At 69.6% G+C, this 26746-nt stretch carries 21 protein-coding genes; 13 read left to right on the top strand and 8 right to left on the bottom strand.

All coding sequences use genetic code 11. The features are described from left to right. Positions 1-157: 157 nt before the first annotated feature. Together CSC65_RS04750 and CSC65_RS04745 are read right to left on the bottom strand one after the other, a co-directional pair. Entirely contained in the window at positions 158-1036 is an 879-nt protein-coding gene (locus tag CSC65_RS04750; RefSeq protein WP_238390275.1) for an alpha/beta hydrolase, read from the bottom strand. A gap of 80 nt (positions 1037-1116) precedes the next feature. Continuing rightward, positions 1117-1761, bottom strand: a complete 645-nt coding sequence (locus tag CSC65_RS04745; protein WP_162408916.1) for a TetR/AcrR family transcriptional regulator — start codon at positions 1759-1761, stop codon at positions 1117-1119. Between the two features lie 223 nt (positions 1762-1984). Here CSC65_RS04745 and CSC65_RS04740 point away from each other — a divergent pair, with 223 nt between their 5' ends. Further along, entirely contained in the window at positions 1985-3085 is a 1101-nt protein-coding gene (locus CSC65_RS04740) for a Glu/Leu/Phe/Val family dehydrogenase (RefSeq protein WP_162408914.1), read from the top strand. Between the two features lie 982 nt (positions 3086-4067). Further along, a complete protein-coding gene (locus CSC65_RS04735; protein WP_162408912.1) occupies positions 4068-5225 on the top strand; it encodes an acyl-CoA dehydrogenase family protein in 1158 nt (385 codons plus the stop codon). A 425-nt stretch (positions 5226-5650) separates the two neighbouring features. Here the strand turns inward: CSC65_RS04735 and CSC65_RS04730 are convergent, their stop codons facing one another. After that, a complete protein-coding gene (locus CSC65_RS04730; RefSeq protein ID WP_238390274.1) occupies positions 5651-8527 on the bottom strand; it encodes an autotransporter serine protease in 2877 nt (958 codons plus the stop codon). 158 nt (positions 8528-8685) lie between these two features. Between CSC65_RS04730 and CSC65_RS04725 the strand changes: the two genes are divergently transcribed. From CSC65_RS04725 to CSC65_RS04695, 7 genes are all read left to right on the top strand, one after another. After that, positions 8686-9861: a thiolase family protein gene (locus CSC65_RS04725; protein WP_162408910.1), complete on the top strand. Its 1176-nt coding sequence runs from the start codon at positions 8686-8688 to the stop codon at positions 9859-9861. A 124-nt stretch (positions 9862-9985) separates the two neighbouring features. Continuing rightward, positions 9986-10339 carry a hypothetical protein gene (locus CSC65_RS04720; protein WP_162408908.1) on the top strand — a complete coding sequence of 118 codons (354 nt, stop codon included), beginning with the start codon at positions 9986-9988 and terminating at the stop codon, positions 10337-10339. A gap of 153 nt (positions 10340-10492) precedes the next feature. After that, positions 10493-10891: a hypothetical protein gene (locus CSC65_RS04715; RefSeq protein ID WP_162408906.1), complete on the top strand. Its 399-nt coding sequence runs from the start codon at positions 10493-10495 to the stop codon at positions 10889-10891. A gap of 128 nt (positions 10892-11019) precedes the next feature. Further along, positions 11020-12627 (top strand): carboxyl transferase domain-containing protein, encoded by a 1608-nt coding sequence (locus CSC65_RS04710; RefSeq protein ID WP_162408904.1) that lies wholly within the window; start codon positions 11020-11022, stop codon positions 12625-12627. A 70-nt stretch (positions 12628-12697) separates the two neighbouring features. Continuing rightward, entirely contained in the window at positions 12698-13441 is a 744-nt protein-coding gene (locus tag CSC65_RS04705; protein ID WP_162408902.1) for an SDR family NAD(P)-dependent oxidoreductase, read from the top strand. Positions 13442-13516: 75 nt separating this feature from the next. After that, a complete protein-coding gene (locus CSC65_RS04700; RefSeq protein WP_162408900.1) occupies positions 13517-13966 on the top strand; it encodes an SRPBCC family protein in 450 nt (149 codons plus the stop codon). A gap of 88 nt (positions 13967-14054) precedes the next feature. Continuing rightward, positions 14055-15392 (top strand): family 8 glycosyl hydrolase, encoded by a 1338-nt coding sequence (locus CSC65_RS04695; protein ID WP_202922828.1) that lies wholly within the window; start codon positions 14055-14057, stop codon positions 15390-15392. A gap of 308 nt (positions 15393-15700) precedes the next feature. On the opposite strand, the gene CSC65_RS04690 is transcribed toward CSC65_RS04695, so the two are convergent. From CSC65_RS04690 to CSC65_RS04680, 3 genes are read right to left on the bottom strand one after another with little or no spacing between them, the layout of a single operon-like run. Next, entirely contained in the window at positions 15701-15961 is a 261-nt protein-coding gene (locus tag CSC65_RS04690; RefSeq protein ID WP_162408898.1) for a DUF6587 family protein, read from the bottom strand. Positions 15962-15972: 11 nt separating this feature from the next. Then, positions 15973-17835 (bottom strand): ferrous iron transporter B, encoded by a 1863-nt coding sequence (gene feoB / locus CSC65_RS04685; protein WP_162408896.1) that lies wholly within the window; start codon positions 17833-17835, stop codon positions 15973-15975. Then, positions 17832-18086, bottom strand: a complete 255-nt coding sequence (locus tag CSC65_RS04680) for a FeoA family protein (RefSeq protein ID WP_162408894.1) — start codon at positions 18084-18086, stop codon at positions 17832-17834. The genes feoB and CSC65_RS04680 overlap by 4 nt, the downstream gene beginning before the upstream one ends. A 125-nt stretch (positions 18087-18211) precedes the next feature. Here CSC65_RS04680 and CSC65_RS04675 point away from each other — a divergent pair, with 125 nt between their 5' ends. From CSC65_RS04675 to CSC65_RS04660, 4 genes are all read left to right on the top strand, one after another. Then, positions 18212-19000 carry an enoyl-CoA hydratase-related protein gene (locus CSC65_RS04675; RefSeq protein ID WP_162408892.1) on the top strand — a complete coding sequence of 263 codons (789 nt, stop codon included), beginning with the start codon at positions 18212-18214 and terminating at the stop codon, positions 18998-19000. A 121-nt stretch (positions 19001-19121) separates the two neighbouring features. Then, the gene (locus CSC65_RS04670; RefSeq protein WP_162408890.1) at positions 19122-21146 is read left to right on the top strand and encodes an acetyl/propionyl/methylcrotonyl-CoA carboxylase subunit alpha; all 2025 of its coding nucleotides are present in this window, start codon (positions 19122-19124) and stop codon (positions 21144-21146) included. Then, on the top strand, positions 21143-22036 hold the full coding sequence (locus CSC65_RS04665; RefSeq protein ID WP_162408888.1) for a hydroxymethylglutaryl-CoA lyase: 894 nt from the start codon (positions 21143-21145) through the stop codon (positions 22034-22036). The genes CSC65_RS04670 and CSC65_RS04665 overlap by 4 nt, the downstream gene beginning before the upstream one ends. Then, positions 22033-24621 carry a sensor domain-containing protein gene (locus CSC65_RS04660; protein ID WP_162408886.1) on the top strand — a complete coding sequence of 863 codons (2589 nt, stop codon included), beginning with the start codon at positions 22033-22035 and terminating at the stop codon, positions 24619-24621. The genes CSC65_RS04665 and CSC65_RS04660 overlap by 4 nt, the downstream gene beginning before the upstream one ends. Before the next feature lie 107 nt (positions 24622-24728). Here the strand turns inward: CSC65_RS04660 and CSC65_RS04655 are convergent, their stop codons facing one another. Both CSC65_RS04655 and CSC65_RS04650 read right to left on the bottom strand, forming a co-directional pair. Then, a complete protein-coding gene (locus tag CSC65_RS04655) occupies positions 24729-25433 on the bottom strand; it encodes an MOSC domain-containing protein (protein WP_162408884.1) in 705 nt (234 codons plus the stop codon). Positions 25434-25452: 19 nt separating this feature from the next. Continuing rightward, entirely contained in the window at positions 25453-26652 is a 1200-nt protein-coding gene (locus CSC65_RS04650) for an aminotransferase-like domain-containing protein (protein ID WP_425501309.1), read from the bottom strand. Positions 26653-26746: the final 94 nt, after the last annotated feature.

Raw genomic sequence — 26746 nt, 5'->3', positions numbered from 1 at the left:
CGGCAAGCCCGCCCCGACCGGCCATCGGGCGCCCTGGGGAGAACCGCCCTGTCGAGGGGGCGGGCTTGCCGGCGGTGCGGCACACAGGCCGTCGAAACGGCGCGACCGTTCGTGCCCGGGCCTGATGCCACCTACCTAACCTGCGCACGTCACGTCCTCACGCAAACCCGAACGGCAGGTTCGGCGAGGACACCACGCGTTCCCCCACGACCTCGCCGTGCAGGAAGCGCAGGGTGGCGTCGATCACCGTGGCATCGCCGGCGATGCGGTGGTGGCCCAGGCCGGTGGTGGTGAGCAGGCGCGCGTCAGGCCACAGGCGGGCGTAGCGCTCGCCTTCGTCCCACGGCACGTCGTCGTCTTCCAGGTCGTGCACGACCAGCGCCGGCGCGGCCATGCGCGGGGCGTGGTGCTGGGCGGCGAAGCTGTCGACCGGCAGGCCGATCTGGCGCTCGAAACCTTCGAACATGCGCGCCACCAGCGGCGGTGCCAGGCCGATCATCCGGCCGAAACGGCCACCGGCCGCGCGCAGGTCGGCGGCCGGGGCGAGCAGCACCACGTGGCCGGTGCGCAGGCCGGCGCTGAGCGCGAGCATCGCCGCCGCGCCGCCCATCGAATGGGCAACCAGCGCGGCCGGCGCGCCATGCCGGCGTGCAACCGCGGTAAGTGCGGCGGCGAACGACGGCAGGATCGCGCGCCCGCCCTCGTTGCGGCCGTGGGCGGGATGGTCGAACGCGACGACCGCGTAGCCGGCCGCGCGCAGCGGCGCGATCCACGGCCGGCAGCGCAGGCCGAAGCTGGACCAACCGTGCGAGAACAGCACGTAGGGCTCCGTCGCCGGATCGCCCCAGGTGTAGGTGGCGACGGCGTGGCCTTCGCTCATGACCTGGCCGACGCGTGCGTCGCCGGCTTCGGCCGCCAGCGCCCGGCTGCGCGAGGACGCCATCGGCGTGCCGAACAGGCGCGAAGCGCGGCGCACGGTGGCGTCGGGCATCAGCCAGCCACCGACAGCGAAGGCCATCCGCAGCAGGCGCGGCACCGAAGAAGTCCGAACGATCGTGCTTTTTTGCGGGGAAGTGACGGGCGCGACGGCAGCCATGGCGGTGCTCCTTCGGGGACTCAGGCGGTGGGGGAAGCCGCGGGCGCAGGGGCGTCGGCGGCGTAGCGCGCGAACAGGTCGGCAACCGCGCGTTCGGTCAGCCCGCGGGCGGACTGCGGGTGGTGCATGCGGGCGTGGTGGTAGCCCTGCATCAGGGCCTGGAACTGGAACGCGACCAGTGCCGGGTCGGTGCCGGCGCGCAGGTGGCCCTGCTCGACCGCCAGGGCCACGGCGCGCTCGAGCGCGGCGCGCCAGGACTCGAGCAGGGTGGCGACGTGGTCGCGCATCGGGCCGGGGCGGCCGTCGTATTCCATGGCCGCGCCGAGGAACACGCAGCCATCGGGGTGTGCGGTGATCCAGGCCAGCCAGGCATTGCTGATCGCCTGCAGGCGCGGCATGCCACGCGGCAGGCGCAGCGCGGGCGTCATCACCTCTTCGATGAACTGCCCGGCCGCCCAGTCCAGGGTCTGCCGGACCAGGTCCTCGCGCGAACCGAAATGGGCGAAGACCCCGCTCTTGGACATGCCGGCCGCACTGGCCAGCTCGCCGATGCTGATCCCTTCCAGCCCGATCCGGGCAGCCATGCCGCAGGCCCGCTCCAGGAGCATCCCGCGGGTGCTGGCGCCCTTGGGGGTGGCGGCGGCGGTGGCGGCGGACGGGGTCATGGCGGCTTGAATAGCACGACCGTTCGTATCTTTCAAGCCCGGTGCGAACGGGGTCACAAGGCTGGGGTTAGAATGCGCCTGCGACGACCCGCCCTACCCCCGGTTCCGTCGCATTTTTGTTTTCTGGACCCGGTGTTTCCCGGGCGCAGACCCGCCACCTCCAGCCACACACGGCCCCTGTCGCGCCCTGCCCGTCCACGCGCGACACGACCCGGAGCCCACGATGCTTTTCGAAACCCTCGCCACCTCCGGCCACGAGCAGGTCATCTTCTGCAACAACCCCGAGGCGGGCCTGAAGGCCATCATCGGAGTGCACAACACGGTGCTCGGCCCGGCGGTCGGCGGCGTGCGCATGCGCCATTACGCCAACGAGGCCGACGCGGTGCGCGACGTGCTGCGGCTGAGCCGGACGATGACCTACAAGAACGCACTGGCCGGGCTGAACATCGGCGGCGGCAAGGCGGTGATCCTGGGCGACCCGAAGACCGACAAGACCGAGGTGCTGTTCCGCGCCTTCGGCCGCCAGGTCGAGGCGCTGGGCGGACGCTACATCACCGCCGAGGACGTCGGCACCGACGTCAACGACATGGAACAGATCTACCTGGAGACCGAGTTCGTCACCGGCGTGCACCAGGTGCATGGCGGCTCCGGCGACCCGGCGCCGTTCACCGCCTACGGCACGCTGCAGGGCCTGATGGCCTCGCTGCAGCGCAAGTTCGGCCACGAGGAAGTGGGCAAGACCAGCATCGCCATCCAGGGGCTGGGCCACATCGGGATGGAGCTGGTGAAGCTGCTCAAGGAGCGCGGCGCCAAGCTGTTCGTCGCCGACCTGGACCCGAAGCTGGTCGATCGGGCGGTGAGCGAGTACGGCGCCGAGGCGGTGTCGAGCAGCGAGATCTACGACGTCGCCGCCGACGTGTTCGCGCCGTGCGCGATGGAAGGCAGCATCGATGCGCAGACGCTGGAGCGCCTGAAGGCCAAGATCGTGTGCGGCTCGGCCAACAACCAGCTGGCCAGCCACGCGATCGGCGACGAGCTGTACCGGCGCGGGATCCTGTATGCGCCCGATTACGCGGTCAATGCCGGTGGCGTGATGAACGTGTCGCTGGAGATCGACGGCTACAACCGCGAGCGCGCGATGCGGCTGATCCGCAGCATCTACCACAACGTCGGCAGGATCTTCGACCTGTCCGAGCGCGAAGGCATCAGCCCGCAGTACGCGGCCGACCGCATCGCCGAGGCGCGCCTGAACGCGATCGGCAAGCTCAAGCTGCCGATGGGCCGCACCCGCCCGCGCATGGGACATCTGCGCGGCGAGCGCTGAGGGCGGGACCTGCTTCCGTAGGAGCGGGCACGACCGCGACACCGAGGCGGCAACACCGGCGATGCGTTGAGATTTCCTGGGCTTGGGCGCGGGTGACGCCGTCGTCGTTCCCATGGCATCGGTGTCGCGGTCATGCCCGCTCCTGCAACACGCCATGACGCAACGCCCTTGTAAGAGCGGGGTTCAGCCCGCGACACCGGCGAACCTGACAGGGCGACGCCCTCGTGCTTCCGGTGTCGCGGTCATGCCTGCTCCTACAACACGCCATGACGCAACGCCTTTGTAGGAGCGGGGTTCAGCCCGCGACACCGGCGAACCTGACAGGGCGGCGCCCTCGTGCTTCCCACGGCGTCGGTGTCGCGGTCATGCCCGCTCCTGCAACAAGGCATGACGCCACGCCTTTGTAGGAGCGGGGTTCAGCCCGCGACACCGGCGAACCTGACAGGGCGACGCCCTCGTGCTTCCCACGGCATCGGTGTCGCGGTCATGCCCGCTCCTGCAACAAGGCATGACGCCACGCCTTTGTAGGAGCGGGGTTCAGCCCGCGACACCGGCGAACCTGACAGGGCGACGCCCTCGTGCTTCCCACGGCATCGGTGTCGCGGTCATGCCCGCTCCTGCAACAAGGCATGACGCAACGCCTTTGTAGGAGCGGGGTTCAGCCCGCGACACCGGCGAACCTGACAGAGCGGCACCTCGTGCTTCCCACGGCGTCGGTGTCGCGGTCATGCCCGCTCCTGCAACAAGGCATGACGCCACGCCTTTGTAGGAGCGGGGTTCAGCCCGCGACACCGGCGAACCTGACAGGGCGACGCCCTCGTGCTTCCCACGGCATCGCTGTCGCGGTCGTGCCCGCTCCTGCGAGAGCGCTGATGCCTGCTCCGGGAAATGAGCATGCGCGAACCCGGTTTTGTGCGGTCGCACGTGTGGCCGCGGCGGTGCGCGCCTACAATGGGTGCACTTGTAACCATCAGGGGATCCGATGCGCACGTTCCAGCTGGGAGAGGAGATCGACGCCCTGCGCGAGGCGGTGCGCCGGTTCGCCGAGGCCGAGATCGCGCCGCGCGCCGCGGCGATCGACGAGGAGAACGCCTTCCCGCAGGACCTGTGGCCCAAGCTCGGCGAGATGGGCCTGCTCGGCATGACCGTGCCCGGCGAGTACGGCGGCAGCGAGATGGGTTACCTGGCCCACCTGGTGGCGATGGAGGAAATCTCGCGCGCCTCCGGCTCGGTCGGCCTGAGCTACGGCGCGCACTCCAACCTGTGCGTGTCCAACCTGTACCTCAACGGCAACGACGCGCAGCGCACGAAGTACCTGCCGAAGCTGTGCAGCGGCGAATGGAAGGGCGCGCTGGCGATGAGCGAACCGGGGGCCGGTTCGGACGTGGTCGGCTCGATGAGCTGCCGTGCGGAACTGCGTGACGGCGTGTGGGTCGCCAACGGCAACAAGATGTGGATCACCAACGGCCCCGAGGCCGACGTGCTGGTGGTCTACATGCGCACCGCCGGCAAGGACGCGGGCAGCCGCTGCATGACCGCCTTCATCGTCGAGCGCGGCATGAAGGGTTTCTCGACCGCGCAGAAGCTGGACAAGCTGGGCATGCGCGGCTCCAACACCTGCGAACTGGTGTTCGCCGACTGCGAGATCCCGCAGGAAAACGTGCTCGGCGAAGTGAACCAGGGCGTGCGCGTGCTGATGAGCGGCCTGAACACCGAGCGCCTGGTCCTCACCGGCGGCCCGATCGGCCTGATGCAGGCGGCGATGGACATCACCCTGCCCTACGTGCGCGAGCGCAAGCAGTTCGACGCGGCGATCGGCACCTTCGGCCTGATGCAGGGCAAGATCGCCGACATGTATACCGCCCTGCAGTCCAGTCGTGCATTCGCCTACCAGGTCGCGCGCGATTTCGACGCCGGCCACGCCTCGCGCGCCGCCTCGGCCGGCTGCCTGCTGCATGCATCCGAGGCCGCGGTGCAGGTCGCGCTCGAGGCGATCCAGTCGCTGGGCGGGAATGGCTACATCAACGAATTCGACGCCGGCCGCATCCTGCGCGACGCCAAGCTCTACGCGATCGGCGCCGGCACCAACGAGATCCGCCGCATGCTGATCGGCCGCGAACTGTTCGAAGGGCGAGGCTGATTCGCGTACGCGGCACTGCCGCGTGAATCAGCCGAGCGCCCGCCGCGCTGCGGCGGGCCGGAACGAGGATGACCTGTTTGCGCGGCATGCCGCACAGGTCAGCCGAGCGCACTGCGCGCTGCGGCGGGCCTAAAGGCGGCTGATCCGCCTACGCGGCATCGCCGCGCCCCCCCCGGATGCTGCACCCGCTCTTGTAGGAGCGGGCATGACCGCGACACCAGCGCGGCCGGAATCATGAAGCGATCCGGATCCCCGGTGTCGAGGGCCGCTGTTCGCATCCCGCCTACGGCTTCGGCGCTATGTAGCGACGGACACGGCACGAACGCTCACCGGGAATCACTACGACCCGCTTGCGTCGATGACTTCGGTGTCGCGGTCATGCCCGCTCCTGCAAGAGCGGGCATCGCACCGACCGGGTTCGCGGATCAGAACCCGAACGCGTACTTCAGCGACACCAGGCTCGCGTCTCCACGCGGGCCGAAGCGCTGGTCGTAGCCGAACGACACGGTCGAGTTCGTGGTCAACCATGCCTTGGCCGACAACCCGACCATGCCGCCCGACAGCGCCGGATTGGACGCCGCCAGCGGCGACCAGCTGTCCACGCCGACGAAGCTGGCCGACACCTCCAGTCCATCGCTGGCCAGGGTCTGCTGCCACTCCGCATAGCCGCTCAGGCTGATCCGCTGCCAGTCGCGGCTGGCACGCAGGCCGGCGATGGCCTGCGTGCGCGAAGACGTGCTGGCGCCGGTGCGCAGGCCGAACCCGGCCGCGCCCTGCTCCTGGAAGCCATCGCTGCGCACCTGCGTGTGCTCGGTACCCAGGTATGGCACCAGCGAGCCGGCTGCGCCGTCGAAGCGGTAGCCCGCTTCCACTCCGGCCACGGCGAAGTCGCCGTCGTAGTCGCTGTGCACGCCGTAGCGGCTGGCGCCCAGCAGCAGCTCGCGATCGATCTGCCGCTGCCACTGGCCGGCGCCGAACTGGCCCATTAGGTAGGCCTGGTTCCACTGCCGGCCCAGGTAGGCCTGCGCCTGCGTCTGCCGCTCGCGGCTGCGATCGATCAGGCCGTTGATGCGGCTGTCGGTCGTCGACTCGCCGAAGGCCACGCCTGCCACCATCGCCCCGTCCAGGCCCACGTCATGGCCGGCCAGCCAGCCATCGACCTGTGCATCGACGCCGCTGCCCAGTGACGCCGTGCCACCGAGCGCCTCCATCCAGCCACCGGCGCGGCGGGTGCCCGACGACAGATCATCGAAGCGCGAGGACAGCGCACGCCGCCCCAGGTCGAGCGTGTCGTACGTCGCGGCCGCGGCCGATGCGTGCACTTCGCCGGAGAGGCTACGGAGGCTCGCACCGAATGCCGCCTCGCTGGACACCTGCTGGACCTCTCCCGCCGTGCGGATGAATCCATCGGCCACGCCTTCCATACCGGAATCGATGGCATCGAACGCGCTTTCGACACGACTGGCCGCGCCGAGCGAAGCAGGGGTAATGCTGCTCAGGCTCAATGCCGCTGCGGTCACCTCGACGCGGGTGATGTTCAGCCAAGCCGAGGTCGCGTCGTAGCCGAACGTGCTGTCCAGCAAAAGCCCGCCGCCCACCTGGATGCCGTCGAACGCGCCGCTCAGGCCCTGGGTCGCGCTGAGCAGCGTCTGCCGAGACTGGGTGACGTATCCGTCGACCACGCCGTTCACCCGGACATTACCCCCCTGGAGTGCGGCGGTACCGGTGATCTGCAGTGGATGCGCACCTAGCCGGGTCAGGAAGGTGGCGCCGGCAAACTGCACGTAATTGCCCTCGATCGTGCCTGGGCCGCCGACGTTGGTACTCGCGAACGTGCCCCGGTTCTCGACGTTACCCTTCACACGCGCGGCCGGGAAAATCTGGAACGACGCAGGTGAACCATTGGTGGTGGCGCCGATCGAAACCGACGAGGTGATGGAGCCCAGTACCCCGAGGAAGCCGGATTCAACGCGGGTATTACCGGTGTAGGTATTCTTACCCTCCAGCGCCAGGGCGCCGGGGCCGCGAACGATCAGCCCACCGGCACCGCTGATGTCGTTCTTCCAGGCGGTGCCGGTGGACGAGTCCGGAATCGTGACCGTGACATCGCCCCAGTCGAACCGCCCCGGCCCGTCCAGCGCCTTGGCCACGTTGAGCAGGCCATAGCCGAACACCGCGTCCGGGCCGGCAGTGCCAAGGTCGGTCGCCGTGCCCAGCAGTGTCTGCCGGACCAGGTCGTTGTTGAAGTATGGGAATTTCTGCCAGACCACCGCCGCGGCACCCGAGACCAGCGGAGCCGCATACGAGGTGCCGCTGCCGTACTTGAGGTTGGGCGTGGCGCCCGTATCGGTATGGGACGGGAATATCGAGGTCCCCGGCGCGACCAGGCAGTAGCTCTTCGCCAGGCCGCAGGCGTTGGAGTAGTACATCAGCCGGCTGGGATCGGAGGTATCCAGCGCCGCCACCGCCAGCCAGCCCTGCTCCAGGTCGGCCGCGGGCATCGTGCCATTGGGGCCGGGCTGGCTCGGCAGCGCCGACATGTTGGTGGGGTCCGGACGGCTTTCGTTACCGGTGGCGAAGACCACCAGGCCGTCGTTGTCCTTGATGAAGAAGCGGTACTCGTCGGCGATCGGCGCGGTCGCGGTGGCCTGCTTCCAGTAAAGGCCGCCCCAGGAGTTGTTCATGATCCGCATGCCACGGGCCACCAGGTCCTGGTGGATCGGCTTCAGGCCCAGCGCCCCGGTGACCTCGTTGCCCTGGCCCGAACCGTCGTCGGTCGGACGCTCGTCGTTGATGATGCGCGCCGACAGGATCGAGGCCTCTGGCGCGATGCCGCCCGGCCAGCTCCCATACGCAGCACCCGCGGCAAGCAGGGAGACGGTCGTGCCGTGGCCGACCTTGTCGTCCACGTTCATGTCGTTGGTGTTGCGGTTCACGTAGATGAGGTTGGCCGCGACCCGCCCGGCCAGGCTGGGGTGGTTGCGGTTGACGCCGGTGTCGATCACGCCGATCCGGTAATCCGCCCCGGTATAGCCCTGCCGCTCGGCCGCGGTGGCGTGGGTCAGGGTCAGGTGCGCGTCGATCGGCGGCTGGACCAGGGGCGGTGGCGGCGGCGAGGTCGGGGGCGGTGAAGTCGGCGGCGGTGAAACCGGGGGTGACGAAGGGCTGCCCGGGCGCAGGTTGCCCCCGCCGCCGCCGCCGCAGGCGGCCAGGCCGGAGGCCAGCGTGGCCGCGATCGCGACCGCCAGCAGGGAGCGCGCCACGCCGCCGCGTGCGAATTTATTGCCAAAAATGTGTTTCACGTCACGCAATCCTCGATGATCGGCGGCATCGCCGCCCCGTCCCCCGACACGCCGTTTCTATACCGCAATCGGCAAGGACTGTCGCCTGTCCGGGTGCACGGTGGCGGGTGCCGGCGGGTGCCGCGATAATCGGGGCTCATCCCCACAGGCATACCCCCATGTCCGACGTCGTCATCGCTGCCGCCAAGCGCACTGCCATCGGCTCCTTCCTTGGCCAGTTCACCGGCGTGCCCACCCCGACCCTGGGCGCCGCCGCGATTTCCGCCGCGCTCGACCAGTCCGGCATCGCGGCCGCCGATGTCACCGAAGTGATCATGGGCTGCGTTCTCCCGGCCAACCTGGGCCAGGCCCCCGCCCGCCAGGCAGCGCTCGCCGCCGGGCTGCCGACCTCGGCCGGCGCCACCACGATCAACAAGGTGTGCGGCTCGGGCATGAAGGCGATCATGCTCGGCCACGACCTGATCAAGGCCGGTTCGGCCACCGTCGTGGTCGCCGGCGGCATGGAGTCGATGACCAATGCCCCGCACCTGATCCCCAACTCGCGCACCGGCAACCGCTATGGCAACTTCCAGGCGGTGGACCACATGTCCTGGGATGGCCTGACCAATCCCTACGACGGCCAGGCGATGGGCGTGTTCGCCGAAGCCACCGTCGAGAAGTACGGATTCACCCGCGAGGAGCAGGATGCGTTCGCCATCGAATCGGTGACCCGCGCGCAGGCCGCGCAGGCCGCCGGCGCGTTCAATGGCGAGATCGTTCCGGTCAAGGTCGCCACCCGCAAGGGCGAGGTCGAGTTCGCCAGCGACGAACAGCCGGGCAAGTCCGACGTCGCCAAGATTCCCACCTTGAAGCCGGCCTTCAGGAAGGATGGCAGCGTCACCGCGGCCAGCTCGTCCTCCATCTCCGACGGCGCCGCGGCCACCGTGCTGCTGTCGGCCGACGAGGCTGCGCGCCGTGGCGTGCAGCCGCTGGCGCGGATCGCCGGCCATGCCACCTTCTCGCACCAGCCCGAATGGTTCACCACTGCGCCGATCGGGGCGATCTCCACCCTGCTCGACAAGGTCGGCTGGTCGGTCGCCGACGTGGACCTGTTCGAGATCAACGAAGCGTTCGCCGTGGTGGCCATGGCGCCGATCAGGGAGCTGGGCATCCCGCACGCCAAGGTCAATGTCAACGGGGGTGCCTGCGCGCTGGGCCATCCCATTGGTGCGTCGGGTGCGCGCCTGGTCGTGACCCTCGTCAATGCCCTGCGTACCCGGGGCCTGAAGCGCGGCGTGGCTGCGCTGTGCATCGGTGGTGGAGAGGCCACGGCGCTGGCGGTGGAAGTGCTGTAACCGTTTTTCACCAACCTTTTACAAAGGTGACCCAACCGGCGCTTGACAGCCGACACCGGCTTGTCATCATGTTGCCGGCGCGCAATGGCGCGTTGCCCAACTTAACGACGAGGAACATCCAATCATGAGCATCAACAAGCTGCTGATCGCCCTGGCCCTGGGTCTGGCCCTGGCCGCGTGCTCCAAGCAGGAGCAGGCCCAGGACGCTGCCGCTGCTGCTGACGCCGCCGCTGCCGAAGCCCAGGCTGCTGCCGACTCGGCTGCTGCCGCCGGCGCCGCTACCGCCGACGCTGCCCAGGGCGCTGCTGACGCCGCTGCCGCTGCCGCCGACACCGCTGCCGACGCTGCTGCCGCCACCGCTGGCGCCGCGACCGACGCCACCGCCGACGCCGCTGCTGGCACCGCCGAGGCTGCTGCCGACGTTGCCGAGCAGGCCAAGGACGCTGCCGAAGAGGCCAAGGAAGAAGTCAAGCAGTAATCTGCTGACCTTCCTGCTGTACCTGGAAAGGCCGTCGGGAAACCGGCGGCCTTTCTTCTTTTGCGCGCGCCCCGCACGCGCGCTGATTCACGGGATGCTGAAGTCGCTTCAGCCATCCTCCTTGGCGACCCTTCCCACTCGAGGACCATCGCCATGAATCGACTTCTTCCGCTGCTGTCCATCGCCGCCGCGCTCGCCCTCACCGCCTGCAACGAGCCTGCCCGCACCGAAGCCGGTCGTGCCGCCGACCATGCGGCTGCCGCTGCCGACCATGCCGCGGCGGCGACCGAAACAGCGGCAGCCGACGCCGTCGATACCGCCCGCGAAGCCGGCGCCAACGCCGAAGTCCATGCGCAGCAGGCCGCGGCGGAAACCGAGCAGGCCCTGGACCAGGCCGCGATCGCCAGCCGCGACGCCGCCAACCGCGCTGCCGATGCCACCCGCGACGCGACCGCACGCGCTGCCGACGCCACTGCCGATGCAGCGGAAAGGGCCGCGATCAAGGCCCGCGAAGCGGCCGAGAAGGCCGAGCGCAAAGCCGAGGACCAGTAATTCCTTACTGAAAGTCCGGGCACGCCGGAACGGAGCCGCCGCCCCGTTCCAGCGTGCCTTGTTGCGCCGCCAGAAGGCGGATCGCCGGCGCTGCCGTATCCTGCGTGCATCCGCACGCCAGGACGCCCATGCCCGCCCTCCGCAGCCAGATCGATCCGCGATCGCCCGAATTCGCCGCCTACTCCGATCATCACCGCCAGCTCGCCGCTGAACTGCGGCGGCGCCTGGAGCGCGCCGCCGGGGGCGGCGGCGACAAGGCCCGCCAGCGCCATACCGAACGCGGCAAGTTGCTCGCCCGCGACCGCATCGATGCCCTGCTCGACCCCGGCTCGCCCTTCCTCGAGATCGCTCCGCTGGCGGCCGAGGGCATGTACGACGATGCCGCGCCGGCCGCGGGCATGGTCTGCGGCATCGGCACGGTCTGCGGCCAGGAAGTGGTGGTCGTGGCCAACGACGCCACGGTCAAGGGTGGCACCTACTTCCCGATGACGGTCAAGAAGCACCTGCGCGCGCAGGAGATCGCGCGCGAGAACCGCCTGCCGTGCATCTACCTGGTCGATTCCGGCGGCGCGTTCCTGCCGCTGCAGGACGAAGTCTTCCCCGACCGCGAGCACTTCGGCCGGATCTTCTACAACCAGGCGCGACTGAGCGCGGACAACATCCCGCAGATCGCGGTGGTGATGGGCAGCTGTACCGCCGGCGGCGCCTACGTGCCGGCGATGTGCGACGAGTCGGTGATCGTGCGCGACCAGGGCACGATCTTCCTCGGCGGCCCGCCACTGGTGAAGGCAGCCACCGGCGAGGTGGTCGATGCCGAATCACTCGGCGGTGCCGACGTGCATACCGCGGTGTCCGGCGTGGCCGACCATTACGCCGAGGACGACGAGCACGCGCTGCAGATCGCGCGCGGCATCGTCAGCCACCTCAACCGCAAGAAGCGCATCGACGTCGCCGTGCGCGCGCCGCGCGATCCGCTGTACGCAGCCGAGGAGCTGTACGGGATCGTCCCACCCGACACGCGCCGCCCGTTCGACATCCGCGAAGTGATCGCGCGCCTGGTCGACGGCAGCGAGTTCGAGGAGTTCAAGGCGCGATACGGCAAGACCCTGGTCACCGGCTTCGCCCACCTGCATGGCTATCCGGTCGGCATCGTCGCCAACAACGGCATCCTGTTCGCCGAGAGCGCGCTCAAGGGCGCGCACTTCATCGAACTGTGCAACCAGCGCGGCATCCCGCTGGTGTTCCTGCAGAACATCACCGGCTTCATGGTTGGCCGCAAGTACGAAAACGCCGGCATCGCCAAGGACGGGGCGAAGATGGTGACGGCGGTGGCCTGCTCGTCGGTGCCCAAGTTCACCGTGGTCATCGGTGGCAGCTTCGGCGCCGGCAACTACGCGATGTGCGGGCGCGCCTATGGCGCGCGCTTCCTGTGGATGTGGCCCAACGCGCGGATCAGCGTGATGGGCGGCGAACAGGCCGCCAGCGTGCTGGCGACCGTGCGCCGCGACGCCCTGGAGGCCGGCGGCGGCCAGTGGAGCGCCGAAGAGGAGGAGGCGTTCAAGGCGCCGGTACGCGAGCAGTACGAACAGCAGGGAAGCCCGTGGTACGCCACCGCGCGCCTGTGGGATGACGGCATCATCGATCCATCCGACACCCGCCGCGTGCTCGGCCTTGCGCTGTCGGCTTCGCTCAACGCACCGGTCGAACCGGCACGCTTCGGCGTGTTCCGCATGTAGCCGCGCGGTCCACCATCGATCCGGGAGGAACCAGGCCATCGACCTGCAACTGCAAGGCAAGCGCTGCGTCGTGCTCGGCGGCAGCCGCGGCATCGGGCGCGCGATCGCACTGGGACTGGCGGCGGAAGGCGCCGACGTGGCCACCTGCGCCCGTGGTGCCGACGCACGCGGCCGCAACGCGCTGCACGAGGTGGAGGAATCGCTGCGACGGCACGGTGGAGGCGTCCATATCCGCTCCTGCGATCTCGGCGACGGGCCCTCGCTGGCGGACTTCCTGGACGGCGTACGCCAGGCCTTCGGCGGCGTCGACGTCCTGGTCCACAACGCTTCGGCGCTTGCGCTGGGGCCCTCGGTGGTCGATTTCGAGGCGAGCCTGCGCGTGGACGTACTGGCCGCGGCCCGCGCCTGCGAACAGGTGATCCCGTGGATGAAGGCGGCTGGCGGCGGCAGCATCGTCCTGGTCGCGTCCATCTCGGGCCTGGAAGCCAGTCCCGGGCCGGATTTCGGCTATGCCTCGGCCAAGGCCGCGCTGATCGCCTACGCCAAGAAGCTCTCGATCTTCCATGGCCCCGACCGGATCCGGGCCAACGCGATCGCACCCGGCTCGATCGAGTTCGATGGCGGCCTGTGGGACCAGGTCCGTCGCCAGGATCCGCCGCGCTACGAAGCGGTGCGCGCGGGCATTCCCTGGGGTCGCATGGGCACGCTGCAGGAAGTGGCTGACGTCGCCTTGTTCCTCGCCTCGCCGCGGGCGATGTGGGTGACCGGCGCCTGCGTGCCTATCGATGGCGGGCAACACAAGGGCATGCGCTGACGACGCTGCCGCCCTGTCGATCGCACTGCGGCCGATCCGTCGTAAACGAAATCCAACCACTCGCGGAGAATCGCCATGGCTACCGGTACCGTCCGTCTCCATCGCGTGTTGCGCTGTCCGCCCGAGCGCGTCTATCGCGCGTTCACCGAGGCCGACGCAATGGCCAAATGGCTGCCGCCCTACGGCTTCACGGCCAGCGTCGCGCACCTGGAGGCGCGGGTGGGGGGCACTTTCAGGATGTCCTTCACCAACTTCGGCACCCGCAACACCCATTCCTTCGGTGGCGAATATCTCGAGCTGGTGCCGCACGAGCGGATCCGCTACGTGGACCGCTTCGATGATCCCAACCTTCCCGGCGAGATGCAGGTCAGCGTCCGCCTGAAGGCCGTGCTGTGCGGGACCGAACTGGAAGTCGTGCAGGAGGGGATTCCCGAAGTGATCCCGGTCGAGATGTGCTACCTGGGCTGGCAGGAATCCCTGGAGCAGCTCGCGCGCCTGGTCGAGCCTGACATTCCCGACCAGTGATGGCACGACACGCATGCCGATGCGTACGGGGCTGGCGCCCTGCTAACGTCCTCAGCCTCCACGCCCCGAACGTACGCACAGGAACCGCATGACCGTCCACTACCATCGCATCGCCGCCCTGGCCGCTCCCTGGTTGCTGTGCACCATGCTGGCCGCATGCACGCCGGCGCCCGTAACGGCGGGTTCCGCACGCGCGCCTGCCCCATCCGAGGACGCGACGGCAGCGAAGGGCGCCGTTGCCTCCGGGCAGTACCCGGACCTGTTCGCCGAAGCCGGCTACCGGCGCGAGGAAACCGAAGCGAAGGTCGAAGCGGCCTTCCAGCAGCTGTTCCATGGAAACGGCACCGACCAGGCCGTCTATTACGAAGCCGGCAGCAATGCGCATGGCCCGCTCGCCTACATCCACGACGTCAACAGCGACGACGTGCGCTCCGAAGGCATGTCGTACGGAATGATGATCGCGGTGCAGCTGGACCGTAAGGCCGAGTTCGACGCGATCTGGAACTGGGCCATGACCCACATGTACCAGGACGACCCGGCGCATCCGGCGCATGGCTACTTCGCCTGGTCGGTTGGCACCGACGGGGTGGCCAACGACGAGATGCCCGCACCGGATGGCGAGGAATACTTCATCACCGCGCTTTATTTCGCCGCGCAGCGCTGGGGCGATGGCGAAGGCCTCCGTGACTACAGCGCGCAGGCCACGCGCCTGCTCACCGATGTACTGCATCGCGAACGCATCACCGGCACGACCGCACGCGGCGAGATGACCGCGATGAACCTGTTCGACCGGGAAGCGAAGATGGTGCGCTTCACTCCCGACGTTGCGAACGCGGCGCACACCGACGCGTCCTACCACCTGCCCGCCTTCTATGAAATCTGGGCACGCGTCGGGCCCGAAGCGGACCGTGATTTCTGGCGCCAGGCGGCGCAGGTCAGCCGGGACTATTTCGCCACCGCCTCGCACCCCAGTACTGCGCTTACGCCCGACTACGGCAACTTCGATGGCTCGCCGTGGGCGGCGCCCTGGCGCCCGGAGTCGGCCGACTTCCGCTACGACGCGTGGCGCAGCGCCATGAACTGGTCGGTGGACTGGTCCTGGTGGGCGCGCGATCCCCGCCAGATAGAGTTGAGCAACCGCCTGCAGGCATTCTTCGAAGCCCAGGGCATGGACTCCTACCAGAGCCTGTACACACTGGACGGTAAACCGCTCGGTGGGGGTCGGACGACGGGCCTGATCGCGACCAATGCGGTGGCCAGCCTGGCCGCCGACGATCCGCGACGCCTGGCCTTCGTCCGTGCGCTGTGGGAGCACCCGGTACCGACCGGGCAGCACCGTTATTACGACGGGATGCTGTACATGATGGCCCTGCTCCACTGCAGCGGCGATTTCCGCGCGTGGCTGCCGGAGGGTGCGGACGGCTGATCGTTGGGCGCCAGGAGGCGGCAACGTCGAACTGGGCGGCGCTCCCGTGGCTCCGGACCACCTCGGCGTCGCGGTCATGCCCGCTCCTACAAAGTGCAGCGACGCTCCACGCGGGCGAGTATCCCCGGGCTGCGAATCGTTCGGTGTCGCGGTCATGCCCGCCAGCGAAGGCGGCCATTCGTCGGACTCCTGCAGGAGCGGACTTCAGTCCGCAAAGCCGACACGCCGGCAACCGCGACCCCTTCTAATCCCGACGTCCCTGCCGCTGGTTGAAGCCACTTCAGGCGGGGCGAGCGGGAACGATCCAGCTAACGCTGCTTCGGCTCCGGGCCGCAGTTGTCGCAGCCACCGCAGGCCGACACGCCCGGGCCTGAGCCCGGCGGGGCGATGCGCCGCGCCAGCGAACGCATCCATGCAGGCCGGCCATCACGTACCAGCGGTGCGGCCAGGGCCAGGCGAGCGCGGCGCAGGCTGCCCGGCAGCTGCTTCTTCGCGAAGATCCACAGGGCAAGGGCGACCACCACGCCGATGACGGCGTACTGGAGCCACAGCGGCAGCGCGACGTTCATCGTCGTGCGCCCTAGCCCGCCCCGAGCCGCACCGCGACCTGGTAGGTCAGCAGCGAGGCCAGGTAGGCGAGCGCGAACAGGTAGCCGGCAGCGATGGCCATCGTCTTCCACGAACCGGTCTCGCGCTTGATGGCCGCCCAGGTGGCAAGGCATTGCGGTGCGTAGATGAACCACACCAGCAGCGACAGTCCGGTGGCCAGCGACCAGCCGTCGGTGATCAGCGGTGTCAGTGCCTGCGCGGCCGCCTCGTCGTCGGCGGCGGACAGCGCATAGACCGTGGCAAGCGAGGACACCGCCACTTCGCGCGCAGCCAGGCCGGGGATCAGTGCGATGCAGATCTGCCAGTTGAAGCCCAGCGGCGCGAACACCACCGCCAGCGCATGGCCGATGCGGCCGGCGAAGCTGTAGTCGATCGCGGGCATCGTCGCGTCCACCGGCGCCGCCGGGAACGACAGCAGCACCCACAGCAGAACGGTCAGGGCGAAGATGATCCCGCCGACGCGCTTGAGGAAGACCATGCCGCGCTCGTACAGGCCGATAAGCAGGTCGCGCGGATTGGGCAGGCGATACGACGGCAGCTCCAGCATCAGCGGATGCTCGCCCTTGTCGCGGCGCCATTTCTTCATCACCCACGACACGGCCAGCGCACTGAGGATGCCGGCCATGTACAGGCCGAACAGCACCAGCCCCTGGAGGTTGAAGCCCCCCCAGACCTCGCGCGCCGGGATGAACGCACCGATCAGCAACGCGTACACCGGAAGACGCGCCGAACACGTCATCAGCGGCGCGACCAGGATCGTGGCCAGTCGGTCGCGCGGGTCCTGGATGCTGCGCGTGGCCATGATCCCGGGGATCGCGCAGGCGAAGCTGGACAGCAGCGGGATGAACGAGCGTCCGGAGAGGCCGGCGCCCGCCATCATCCGGTCCAGCAGGAATGCGGCGCGCGGCAGGTAGCCGGATTCCTCGAGGGCGAGGATGAAGGCGAACAGCACCAGGATCTGCGGCAGGAACACGATCACGCCACCGAGGCCGGCGATGATGCCGTCGACCAGCAGGCTGGCCAGGGGCCCTTCGGCCATCCGCGCGCCGACCCATTCGCCCAGGGCGGCGGTACCGGCCTCGATCAGGTCCATGACCGGCGTGGCCCAGGCGTACACCGCCTGGAAGATCAGGAACATGACCACCGCCAGGGTCAGCAGGCCAAGCACCGGGTGCAGCAGCCAGCGGTCCAGCGCATCATCGATCCTGGCGGTGCGGGTCGGCATGGATACGGTGGCGGCGAGCAGGCGCCGGGTCTCGGCATGCAGGTCGGCGTCGTCGGCCAGTTGCGCGACCGGCGGATGCAGGTGCGCCGCCACGCCATCGATCCGCTCCACCAGGCTATTGGCGCCGTGATGGCGCACGGCGACCGTTTCCACCACCGGTACGCCCAGTTCGCGCTCCAGCGCTGCGCGATCGATGGTGATGCCGCGACGCTGCGCGGCGTCGCTCATGTTCAGCGCCACGATCATCGGCTTGCCCATCTGCCGCACTTCGAGCACGAAACGCAGGTGCAGGCGCAGGTTGGTCGCGTCGACCACGCAGACCAGCACGTCAGGGGCCGCCTCCCCGGGATAGAAGCCCCGGCACAGGTCGCGGGTGATCGCCTCGTCCAGGCTGGCCGGGTTGAGGCTGTAGGCACCCGGAAGGTCCAGCACCGCATACGAATGGCCCGCCGGCGAATGGAGGCGGCCTTCCTTGCGCTCTACGGTGACACCGGCGTAGTTGGCGACCTTCTGCCGGCTGCCGGTTAGCAGGTTGAACAGCGCGGTCTTGCCCGAATTGGGGTTGCCGAGCAGCGCCAGGCGCAGCGGGGCGGCGGCCTGGGCGCTCATGCGCCGGCCTCGCCGAGGGCGGGGGCAACGTGCACGCGGGCGGCCTCGGACCTGCGCAGGGCAAAACGGGTATAGCCGACCTGGACCAGGAGCGGTTCGGCCCCGAACGGCCCCCGCGCGACGACCTGCACCGGCTCGCCGGCGACGAAGCCCAGCTCGCGCAGGCGGCGGGCGATGGGATCGTGCGGGTGGTGGTCCACCACGGATTCGACGACGACAGGGGTGCGCGGCAGCAGCTCGGACAGCGTCACGGGACATCCGGTTATCAAGAACTGTTCTCAATTCTATCACCGCCGCTGCGGGCACGCCGCGCTGCGTCATGGCCGTGCCGGCTGGCGCGGCTATCATCCAGGCCTGCAATCCCCGGAAGCGAAAGATGGCGGAACCGCTGCTGATCGAACGCGCAGGCCCCGTGCTGCGCCTGCGCCTGAACCGGCCGCAACTGCACAACGCCTTCGACCCGGCCCTGATCGCCGCGCTGACCTCGGCGCTGCAGGCCACCGCCAACGATGACGCGGTCCGGGTCGTGGTGCTGGAGGGCGAAGGCGCCTCGTTCTCCGCCGGCGCCGACCTGCAGTGGATGCGCGGGATGGCCGCCGCCAGCGAGGACGAGAACCGCGACGATGCCCTCGCCCTCGCCCGCCTGATGCGCACCCTGGACGAGTTGCCGCTGCCGACCATCGCCCGGGTCCAGGGACCGGCCTTCGGCGGCGGCGTGGGACTGGTCGCCTGCTGCGACATCGCCATCGGCACGCCGCAGGCGCGTTTCGGCCTCACCGAAAGCCGGCTGGGGCTGCTGCCGGCGGTGATCTCGCCGTACGTGATCGCGGCGATCGGCCCGCGCCAGGCGCGGCGCTGGTTCGCCACCGCCGAGACCTTCGACGCCGATATCGCCCTGCAGGTCGGCCTGCTGCACCGGGTCGTGCCGGCCGATGCGCTGGACGACGCGGTCGCCCAACAGGTCGCCCTGCTCTGCCGCGCCGCGCCGCGGGCCGCGGCCGCGGCCAAGGTGCTGGTGCGCGAGGCCATGCTGCCTGCTGATCCGGGCGTCCGCGATCGCGCCAACGCTTCTTTGATCGCGCGCCTGCGCGTGTCGCCTGAAGGCCAGGAAGGCATCGGCGCCTTCCTCGAGAAGCGCGCGCCGCGCTGGCTTCCAGAGGAATGAGGGCCAGGCCCGGCCACGCAACCACTCCCGCTTGCGCGGCTGCCCGTCGCAGCGCTCCCATCGAATCCACTTGCCGCCGGCCGGAACGGGCAGGCACCCCACCGAGCCGTCGCAGACCCGCATGTTCGAAAAAATACTGATCGCCAACCGAGGCGAAATCGCCTGCCGCATCATCCGCTCCTTTCGCCGGCTGGGCATCGCCAGCGTTGCGGTTTACTCGGAGGCCGATGCCGGCGCGCTGCACGTGCGCCTGGCCGATGAAGCGCACTGCATCGGCGGTCCGGCGCCGGCCGACAGCTACCTGCGCGGCGACGCGGTGATCGAGGCGGCGCGGCGCAGCGGCGCGCAGGCGATCCATCCGGGCTATGGCTTTCTGTCCGAGAACGCGGACTTCGCCGAAGCGGTCGCCGCCGCCGGCCTGGTGTTCATCGGGCCGCACGCCGCATCGATGCGGCGCATGGGCAGCAAGGCCGGTGCCAAGCAGCTGATGGCCCAGGCCGGCGTACCGGTGGTGCCCGGCTACAACGGCGAGGACCAGTCGCTGGCCACGCTCTCCCGCGAAGCCGCGCGGACCGGTTTCCCGCTGATGGTCAAGGCGGCCCATGGCGGGGGTGGCAAGGGCATGCGCGTGGTCCACCGGCTGGAAGACTTCGCGCCGGCACTGGAGAGCTGCCAGCGCGAGGCGCGCAACGCCTTCGGCCGCGACCGCGTCCTGCTGGAACGCTATGTATCTTCGCCGCGGCACATCGAGATCCAGGTGTTCGGCGACACGCACGGGCAGGTGATCCACCTCAACGAACGCGAATGTTCGGCGCAGCGCCGCTACCAGAAGGTGCTCGAGGAATCGCCCTCGCCGTTCCTGACCGATGAACTGCGCCAGGCCATGGGCGAAGCCGCGGTCGCCGCCGCGCGCACCATCGATTACGTCAACGCCGGCACGGTCGAGTTCATTGTCGATCCGGACGGCGCGTTCTATTTCATGGAGATCAATACCCGGCTGCAGGTCGAGCATCCGGTCACCGAGATGGTCACCGGGCTGGACCTGGTCGAATGGCAGCTGCGCGTGGCCTCCGGCGAACCACTGCCGCTGCAGCAGCCGCAGGTGCCGCGGAACGGCCATGCCATCGAGGTGCGGCTGTACGCGGAAGATCCCGAGTCGGGCTTCCTCCCCGCATCCGGCACCCTGCGCGCGTTGCAACTGCCGCCGCCTTCGCCGCAGGTCCGCATCGACGCGGGCGTGGAAGCGGGCGACACGGTCACCGTGTTCTACGACCCCATGATCGCCAAGCTGATCGTCCATGCGGCGGACCGACCCGGCGCGCTGGCGCTTCTGCGCGAATCGCTGGCCGCCTGCCACGTTGCCGGCCCCAAGACCAACCTCGCTTTCCTCGAGGTGCTGGCGCGTCATCCGGCCGTGGTCGAAGGCCGGATCGACACCGGCTACCTCGACCGGCACCTGGACGAGTTCCTCGACCGCACCGACCCCGCCCCCGCGGACCTGCTGGCGGCGGCATGCGCGGCGTCCCTGCTGCGCGCACAAGCGGATGCGAGCCGCGAAGCCGGCGGCAGCGGCGACCCCTATTCGCCCTGGCACCTCGGCGACGGCTGGCGCCTGCAGGGCCGCGCCGCCCGCCGCCTGCGGCTGCAGGTCGCCGGCCAGGTCCACGACGCCCGCGCCACCGGGCATGGCGGTGACTGGACGATCGTGGTGGACGGCGCGACCCACGCAATCTCCGGCGCACGCCTGGCCGATGGAAACCTGGACCTGCGTATCGACGGACAGGGTCGGCGCCTGGCGGCGCGCTTCGACGGGGATGCGCTGGAGCTGCACGACGGCCATCGGCGACTGCCGCTGCGGCTGCTGCCGGCGGAGCGTGGCGAGGGATCAGGCGACAGCGGCGGCGATGGTCGCGTGCTGGCGCCGATGCCCGGCCGCGTGGTGCTGGTCAAGGCCAGCGCGGGACAGGCCGTACTCGCGGGGAGCGAACTGCTGGTGATGGAAGCCATGAAGATGGAGTTGACCGTCAGGGCGCCACGCGATGGCGTGGTCACCGAACTGCGCGCGGCCACCGGCGACTTCGTCGAGGCCGATGCGGTCCTCGCGATCGTGGCTGCCACCGTGGTCGTCGCCGCGGAGCAGGCATGAGCGAATTCGTCCGCATCGTCGAGGTAGGCCCGCGCGACGGGCTGCAGAACGAATCGACGATGGTCGACACCGCCGACAAGATCGCACTGGTCGACCGGCTCTCGGCCACCGGCCTGCGCAGCATCGAGGCAACCAGTTTCGTCAGCCCCAAGTGGGTGCCGCAGCTGGCCGATGCGGCCGAGGTGATGGCCGGCATCCGGCGTCGCGACGGCGTGTCCTATCCGGTCCTGGTACCCAACGAACAGGGTTACGACCGCGCCCGTGCTGCCGGTGCCGACGAGGTGGCGGTATTCACCGCCGCCTCGGAGGCCTTCAACCTCAGGAACACCAATGCCTCGATCGACCAGTCGATCGAACGTTTCGCGCCCGTGCTGGCGCGCGCGCGCGTCGATGGGGTGCGCGTGCGCGGCTACGTCTCCACCGTGCTCGGCTGCCCGTACCAGGGGGAAGTACCGCTGGCCGACGTGGTCCGGGTCGCGCGCCGCCTGCACGACCTGGGCTGCTACGAGATCTCGCTGGGCGACACGATCGGCGTGGGTACCCCGCTCAAGGCGCGCCGGATGCTGCTGGCAGTGGCCGATGAAGTCCCGATGGCCGCGCTGGCGGTCCATTTCCACGATACCTATGGCCAGGCCCTGGCCAACGTCGCCACCTGCATCGAGGCCGGCGTTCGCGTGGCCGACGCGGCGGTGGCCGGCACCGGCGGCTGCCCCTATGCCCGGGGCGCCAGCGGCAACCTTGCCAGCGAGGACCTGGTGTATATGCTGCAGGGCATGGGCATCGACACCGGGATCGACCTGGACGCTCTGGCCGAGACCGGCCGCTGGCTGGCCGCGAAGCTTGGCCGGCCGACCGGCAGCAAGGTCGGACGGGCGCTGGCGGCCGCATGAGCGCCGCCGGCCAGGCCGTCTCCGAGTCCGCTTCGCTGGCGGATCCGGAAGCGGTTTTGGCCGCACTGGAACGTGCGCTACGAGAGCCGGCGCTGCAGGAACCTGCCCTGCACGACCGCGCCCTGCCCCACGGCACCCGCCTGCTCCTGCAGCAGGCCCATGACGCGCTCAGCCACGCCCTCGCCGAAGGCGAGTCGGCGCGCGTGCGCTACCACGCCCTGTTCGACGCGGTCCCCGACCCGGTCAGCGTCCTCAGTGAGACCGGCATCGTCCTGGACCTCAACAAGGCCGGCATCCGCGCCTACCACCGGTCGCGCGAGGAGATCATCGGCCAGCCGATCGAGACGTTGAATCCGGACCTGCCGCCGGACCACCTCAAGCCGGTCTGGGAAACGATCAACCGGGGCGAGACCTACGTCATCGAGGTCACCAACATGCGCGGCGACGGCAGCCGATTCCCGGTCGAGGTGCATTCGGCCGGGTTCGAGCATGCCGGGCGCCGCTGCATCGTCGCCGTCGCCCGCGACCTCAGCGGCCGCTGGCAGGCCGAATCGCGCTACCGCCTGCTGATGGAGTCCATCGACAAGGGCGTGCTGCTGCTGGACCGCCAGTTCCACCTGCTGTCGGCCAACCCGGCCGCGCACCGGATCCTCGGCCCCGGGCTGGAAACGGACCTGCGCGCACCTAGGCAGGAATGGACCATCCTGGACGAACATGGCCGGGTGCTGCCGGAAGACCAGTGGCCGGCGCAGCGCTCGCTGCGCAGCGGCCAGATCATCCCCAGCACGGTGATCGGCCTGCACAACCTGGCCAGCGACCGCATGGTCTGGATCTCGGCGACCACGGTCCCGGTGTTCTCGTCCGGCCGCGACGAGGCCGACCACGTGTTCGTGCTGTTCAGTGACATCACCGACCTCAAGCGCGACAGCACCCTGTTCGACCGCGCCCAGTCGCTGGCCCACATCGGCGGCTGGGAATGGGACCGTGGCCGCCAGCGCATGTACCTCACCGGCGAGGCCATGCGCATCGTCGACCTGGCCCCGGGCTCGCATGCGATGGATGACCTGCTGGCGCGGATGCGCAGCGGTGACCGCATCCGGCTGGAAGCCGCGCTCGAGCGCGTGTTCGCCCAGCGCACCGGCTTCGACCTGGAGCTGCAGGGCCAGCGTGGCGACGGCCACGCGTTCTGGATCCGCATGATCGGCGAGGTCGAGCCGGGCAACCACGTGTCGCCGCGCATCGCCGGCACGCTGCAGGACATCACCGAACGCAAGCAGGCCGAGGAAACGCTGCGCATCCAGGCGCGCACAGATCCGCTTACCGGCATCCTCAACCGCGACGCGATCCTGGGCGAACTCGACGAACGGCTGCGCGAACCGGCGCACTGCGCGGTGGCGGTGCTGTATATCGACCTGGACCGCTTCAAGACCGTCAATGACGTGCTCGGCCACGCCGCCGGCGACGACCTGCTGGTCCGCACCGGCCAGCGCATCGCGCACGCGATCGGCACCGAGGGACTGCTCGCACGCTTCGGCGGCGACGAATTCCTGGTGCTGTGCGACGGCAGCGAGCCGGAGCAGGCCCCGCAGCTGGCCGACAAGATCCTGCAGGCCCTCACCCGGCCCTTCATGTTCGGCGAAGACGAGTTCATGGTCGGCGCAAGCATCGGCATCGCCTATGCACCGGCCGACGGTACGCGGCCGCAGCAGCTGATCCAGAGTGCCGACATCGCCATGTACGACTGCAAGCGCCGCAGCCGCAACGGCTGGCAGGTGTTCACCCCGGACCTTGCCCAGAAGCAGCAGGACCGCCTGCAGATCGAGACCCAGCTGCGGCGCGCGCTCGACAACGCCGAGTTCCGCCTGGTCTACCAGCCGCAGGTGGACCTGCGCCAGGGCAGGATCGTCGCCGCCGAAGCGCTGATCCGCTGGCAGAGCCACCAGCTGGGCGAACTGCGCCCGGACCTGTTCATCAGCCACGCCGAGACCACCGGCGACATCGTCCGCATCGGCGACTGGGTGCTGCGCGCGGCCTGCCGCCAGGTGCGCGAATGGCAGGAACAGGGCCTGGGCATCATCCGCGTGGCGGTCAACGTGTCCTATCGGCAGTTCGTCGCCGAAGACCTGGCGGTGAAGGTCGCCGAAACGCTGCGCGAGTTCGACCTGCCCGGCTCGGCGCTGGAACTGGAGTTCACCGAGCGCGTGCTGATCGAGGACGCACCCGCCACCCTGCGCACCTTCGCCGAGCTGCGGCGGATGGGCGTGATGCTCACCATCGACGATTTCGGCGAAGGCTACAGCGCGCTGAACTACCTGCGCCGGCTACCGATCCACGGCCTGAAGCTCAGCCAGCTGTTCGTGGAGGGCGTGCCGGAGAACCGCTCGGACGTCGCCGTGTGCGAGGCGGTCAGCGCGATCGCGCGCAGCCTGGGCCTGGGCCTGGTCGCCGAAGGCGTGGAGCAGGAATCGCAACGCCGCTTCCTGCTCGAACTGGGCGTGCCGGTCGGCCAGGGCTTCCTGTTCGCACCCGGGCTGCCACCGGACGAGCTGGCGAGGCGCCTGGCGAACTACAGCCGCCCGGCCTGATCACGCCCGCCCGGACCGCGTGGACCGGATGTGCGCAACACGCCATCGTCGGCGTGGGATCCCAACGCGAATCAGACCGCATCACCAGCGCCGGCCTGAGTCGAAGCCTAGGGCGAGGCTCCGGGACCGTGCAGACGCGACTCCCAGCTCTCGGTATCGCCCTGCTCCAGCCGGCGCTCGAACAGCCGCCGCCATGACGGCACCAGCGGCAGCGCCAATGCGCCACGCAACTCGTCGCGATCCAGCGTGCGCCGGTAAAGCAGTTCGGACAGGCGCGGCAGCGCCCAGTCCGCGTGCGGTCGTTCGACCAGGGCCAGCACGTCACTGGCCTGCACGATCCCCGGCTCGAGGACCCGGTAGTACCAGCCACAGCGACCGGTGTCCTGCACGCGCCGCGCCATGTCGGCGATGCCGAAACGGTCGGACAGCTTCCAGCACGGCTGCCGTGCCTGCGAGACCTCCACCAGGGCCGTGCCCAGCCGCAGGCGATCGCCCAGGCACACGTCCGCTTCGGTGATGCCGGTGGTGCTGATGTTCTCGCCGAAGGCGCCAGGCGCCATCAGCAGCGGGTGTGCGCCCACCTCGCCCTGCCAGGTCGCGTAGTGGTCGCGCGGGTAATGATGGATGGCCTTGTCGGGCCCGCCATGCACGCGGCGGTCGCCCTGCTCGTCCCCGGCCAGGCCTTCGAGGCCGACTCCGACCGGGCCCGCCAGTGGATGCTTGTCGATCGCACTGCGGCTGCCGGGCCGGGTGTAATCCACGGCCCGGCCCGCCAGCACGGCATCGATCCGGCAGGGGGCGCGCGATGCCATCAACGCGCGTCCCGCTACCTCAGGCGGCCGCCGGCAGCGCGGCGATCTCGGCCTTCAGCAGTTCGCCGAGGATCTTCACGCCGGCGTCGATCTTCTCGCCGGGTACGGTCACGAACGACAGGCGCAGGCTGTTCTTCTTCGGATTGACGGCATAGAACGGCGCGCCCGGCACGAAGGCCACGTTGCGCTCGATCGCCTTGGCCAGCAAAGCGCCACTGTCCACGCCCTCGGGCAGGTCGACCCAGATGAACATGCCGCCATCGGGCCTGTTCCAGCTCACCTGCTCCGGGAACTCGCGCTCCAGCGCGGCCAGCATGCGTTCGCACTGCTGCCCGTAGAGCGTGCGGATCGACGGAATGTGCGCGTCGAGGAAGCCGTCCTGCACCGCTTCGTACACGATGCGCTGCGAGAACGACGGGGTGTGCAGGTCGGCGGCCTGCTTGGCCTGGACCATCTTGCCGAACACCGGCTCCGGCGCCACGACATAGCCCAGGCGCAGGCCCGGCGCCAGCACCTTGGAGAACGATCCCATGTAGATCACGCCGTCCGGGTTCATCGACAGCAGGCTCGGCAGCGCCTCGCCACCGTAGGACAGCTCGCCGTACGGATCGTCCTCGACCAGCGGCACGCCGGCCGCGTTCGCCAGCGCGACCAGCGCCTTGCGCCGCTCCAGCGGCATGCGCCGGCCGGTCGGGTTCTGGAAATTGGGCAGGCAGTACAGGAAGCGCGCGCCGGCCAGCTGTTCGACCGACAGGCCGTCGGTGACGATGCCCTGCTCGTCGCTCGGCAGCGAAGCGAAGTCCGGCGAGAACAGCGAGAACGCCTGCAACGCGCCGAGGTAGCTCGGGGTCTCGACCAGCACCTTGCTGCCCTCGTCGATCAGCACCTTGCCCAGCAGGTCCAGGCCCTGCTGCGAACCGGTGGTGATCAGCACGCGGGAAGCCGGAACCACCGCGCCGCCATGGCTCAGGCGCGCGGCGATCCACTCGCGCAGCGGCGTGAAGCCCTCGGTCGGGCCGTACTGCAGGGCGGCCTGGGGCGCCTCGCGCAGGACCTTTTCGGTGGCCTCGCGCATGCGCTCGACCGGGAAGGTCGCCGGGGACGGCAGGCCGCCGGCAAAGGAGATGACCTCGGGGCGCTCGGTGACCTTGAGGATCTCGCGGATGGCCGAGCTGGTAAGCGCCTGGGCGCGACGGGACAGGGTATAGGTGGTAGTCATGGAGGGCATTGTACCGGGTCGGCCCGGGCTGGGCCCAAGCACGCTGCTTCCGGCGTGCCTACACAACATTCACGGTGCGGCAACGGCTGCTTAA

Source organism: Pseudoxanthomonas daejeonensis (genome assembly GCF_010093205.1).
GTDB classification, from domain to species: Bacteria; Pseudomonadota; Gammaproteobacteria; order Xanthomonadales; family Xanthomonadaceae; genus Pseudoxanthomonas; species Pseudoxanthomonas daejeonensis.
Note: the sequence above shows the minus strand (reverse complement) of the source record. Positions and strands in the feature narration are given on the sequence as shown.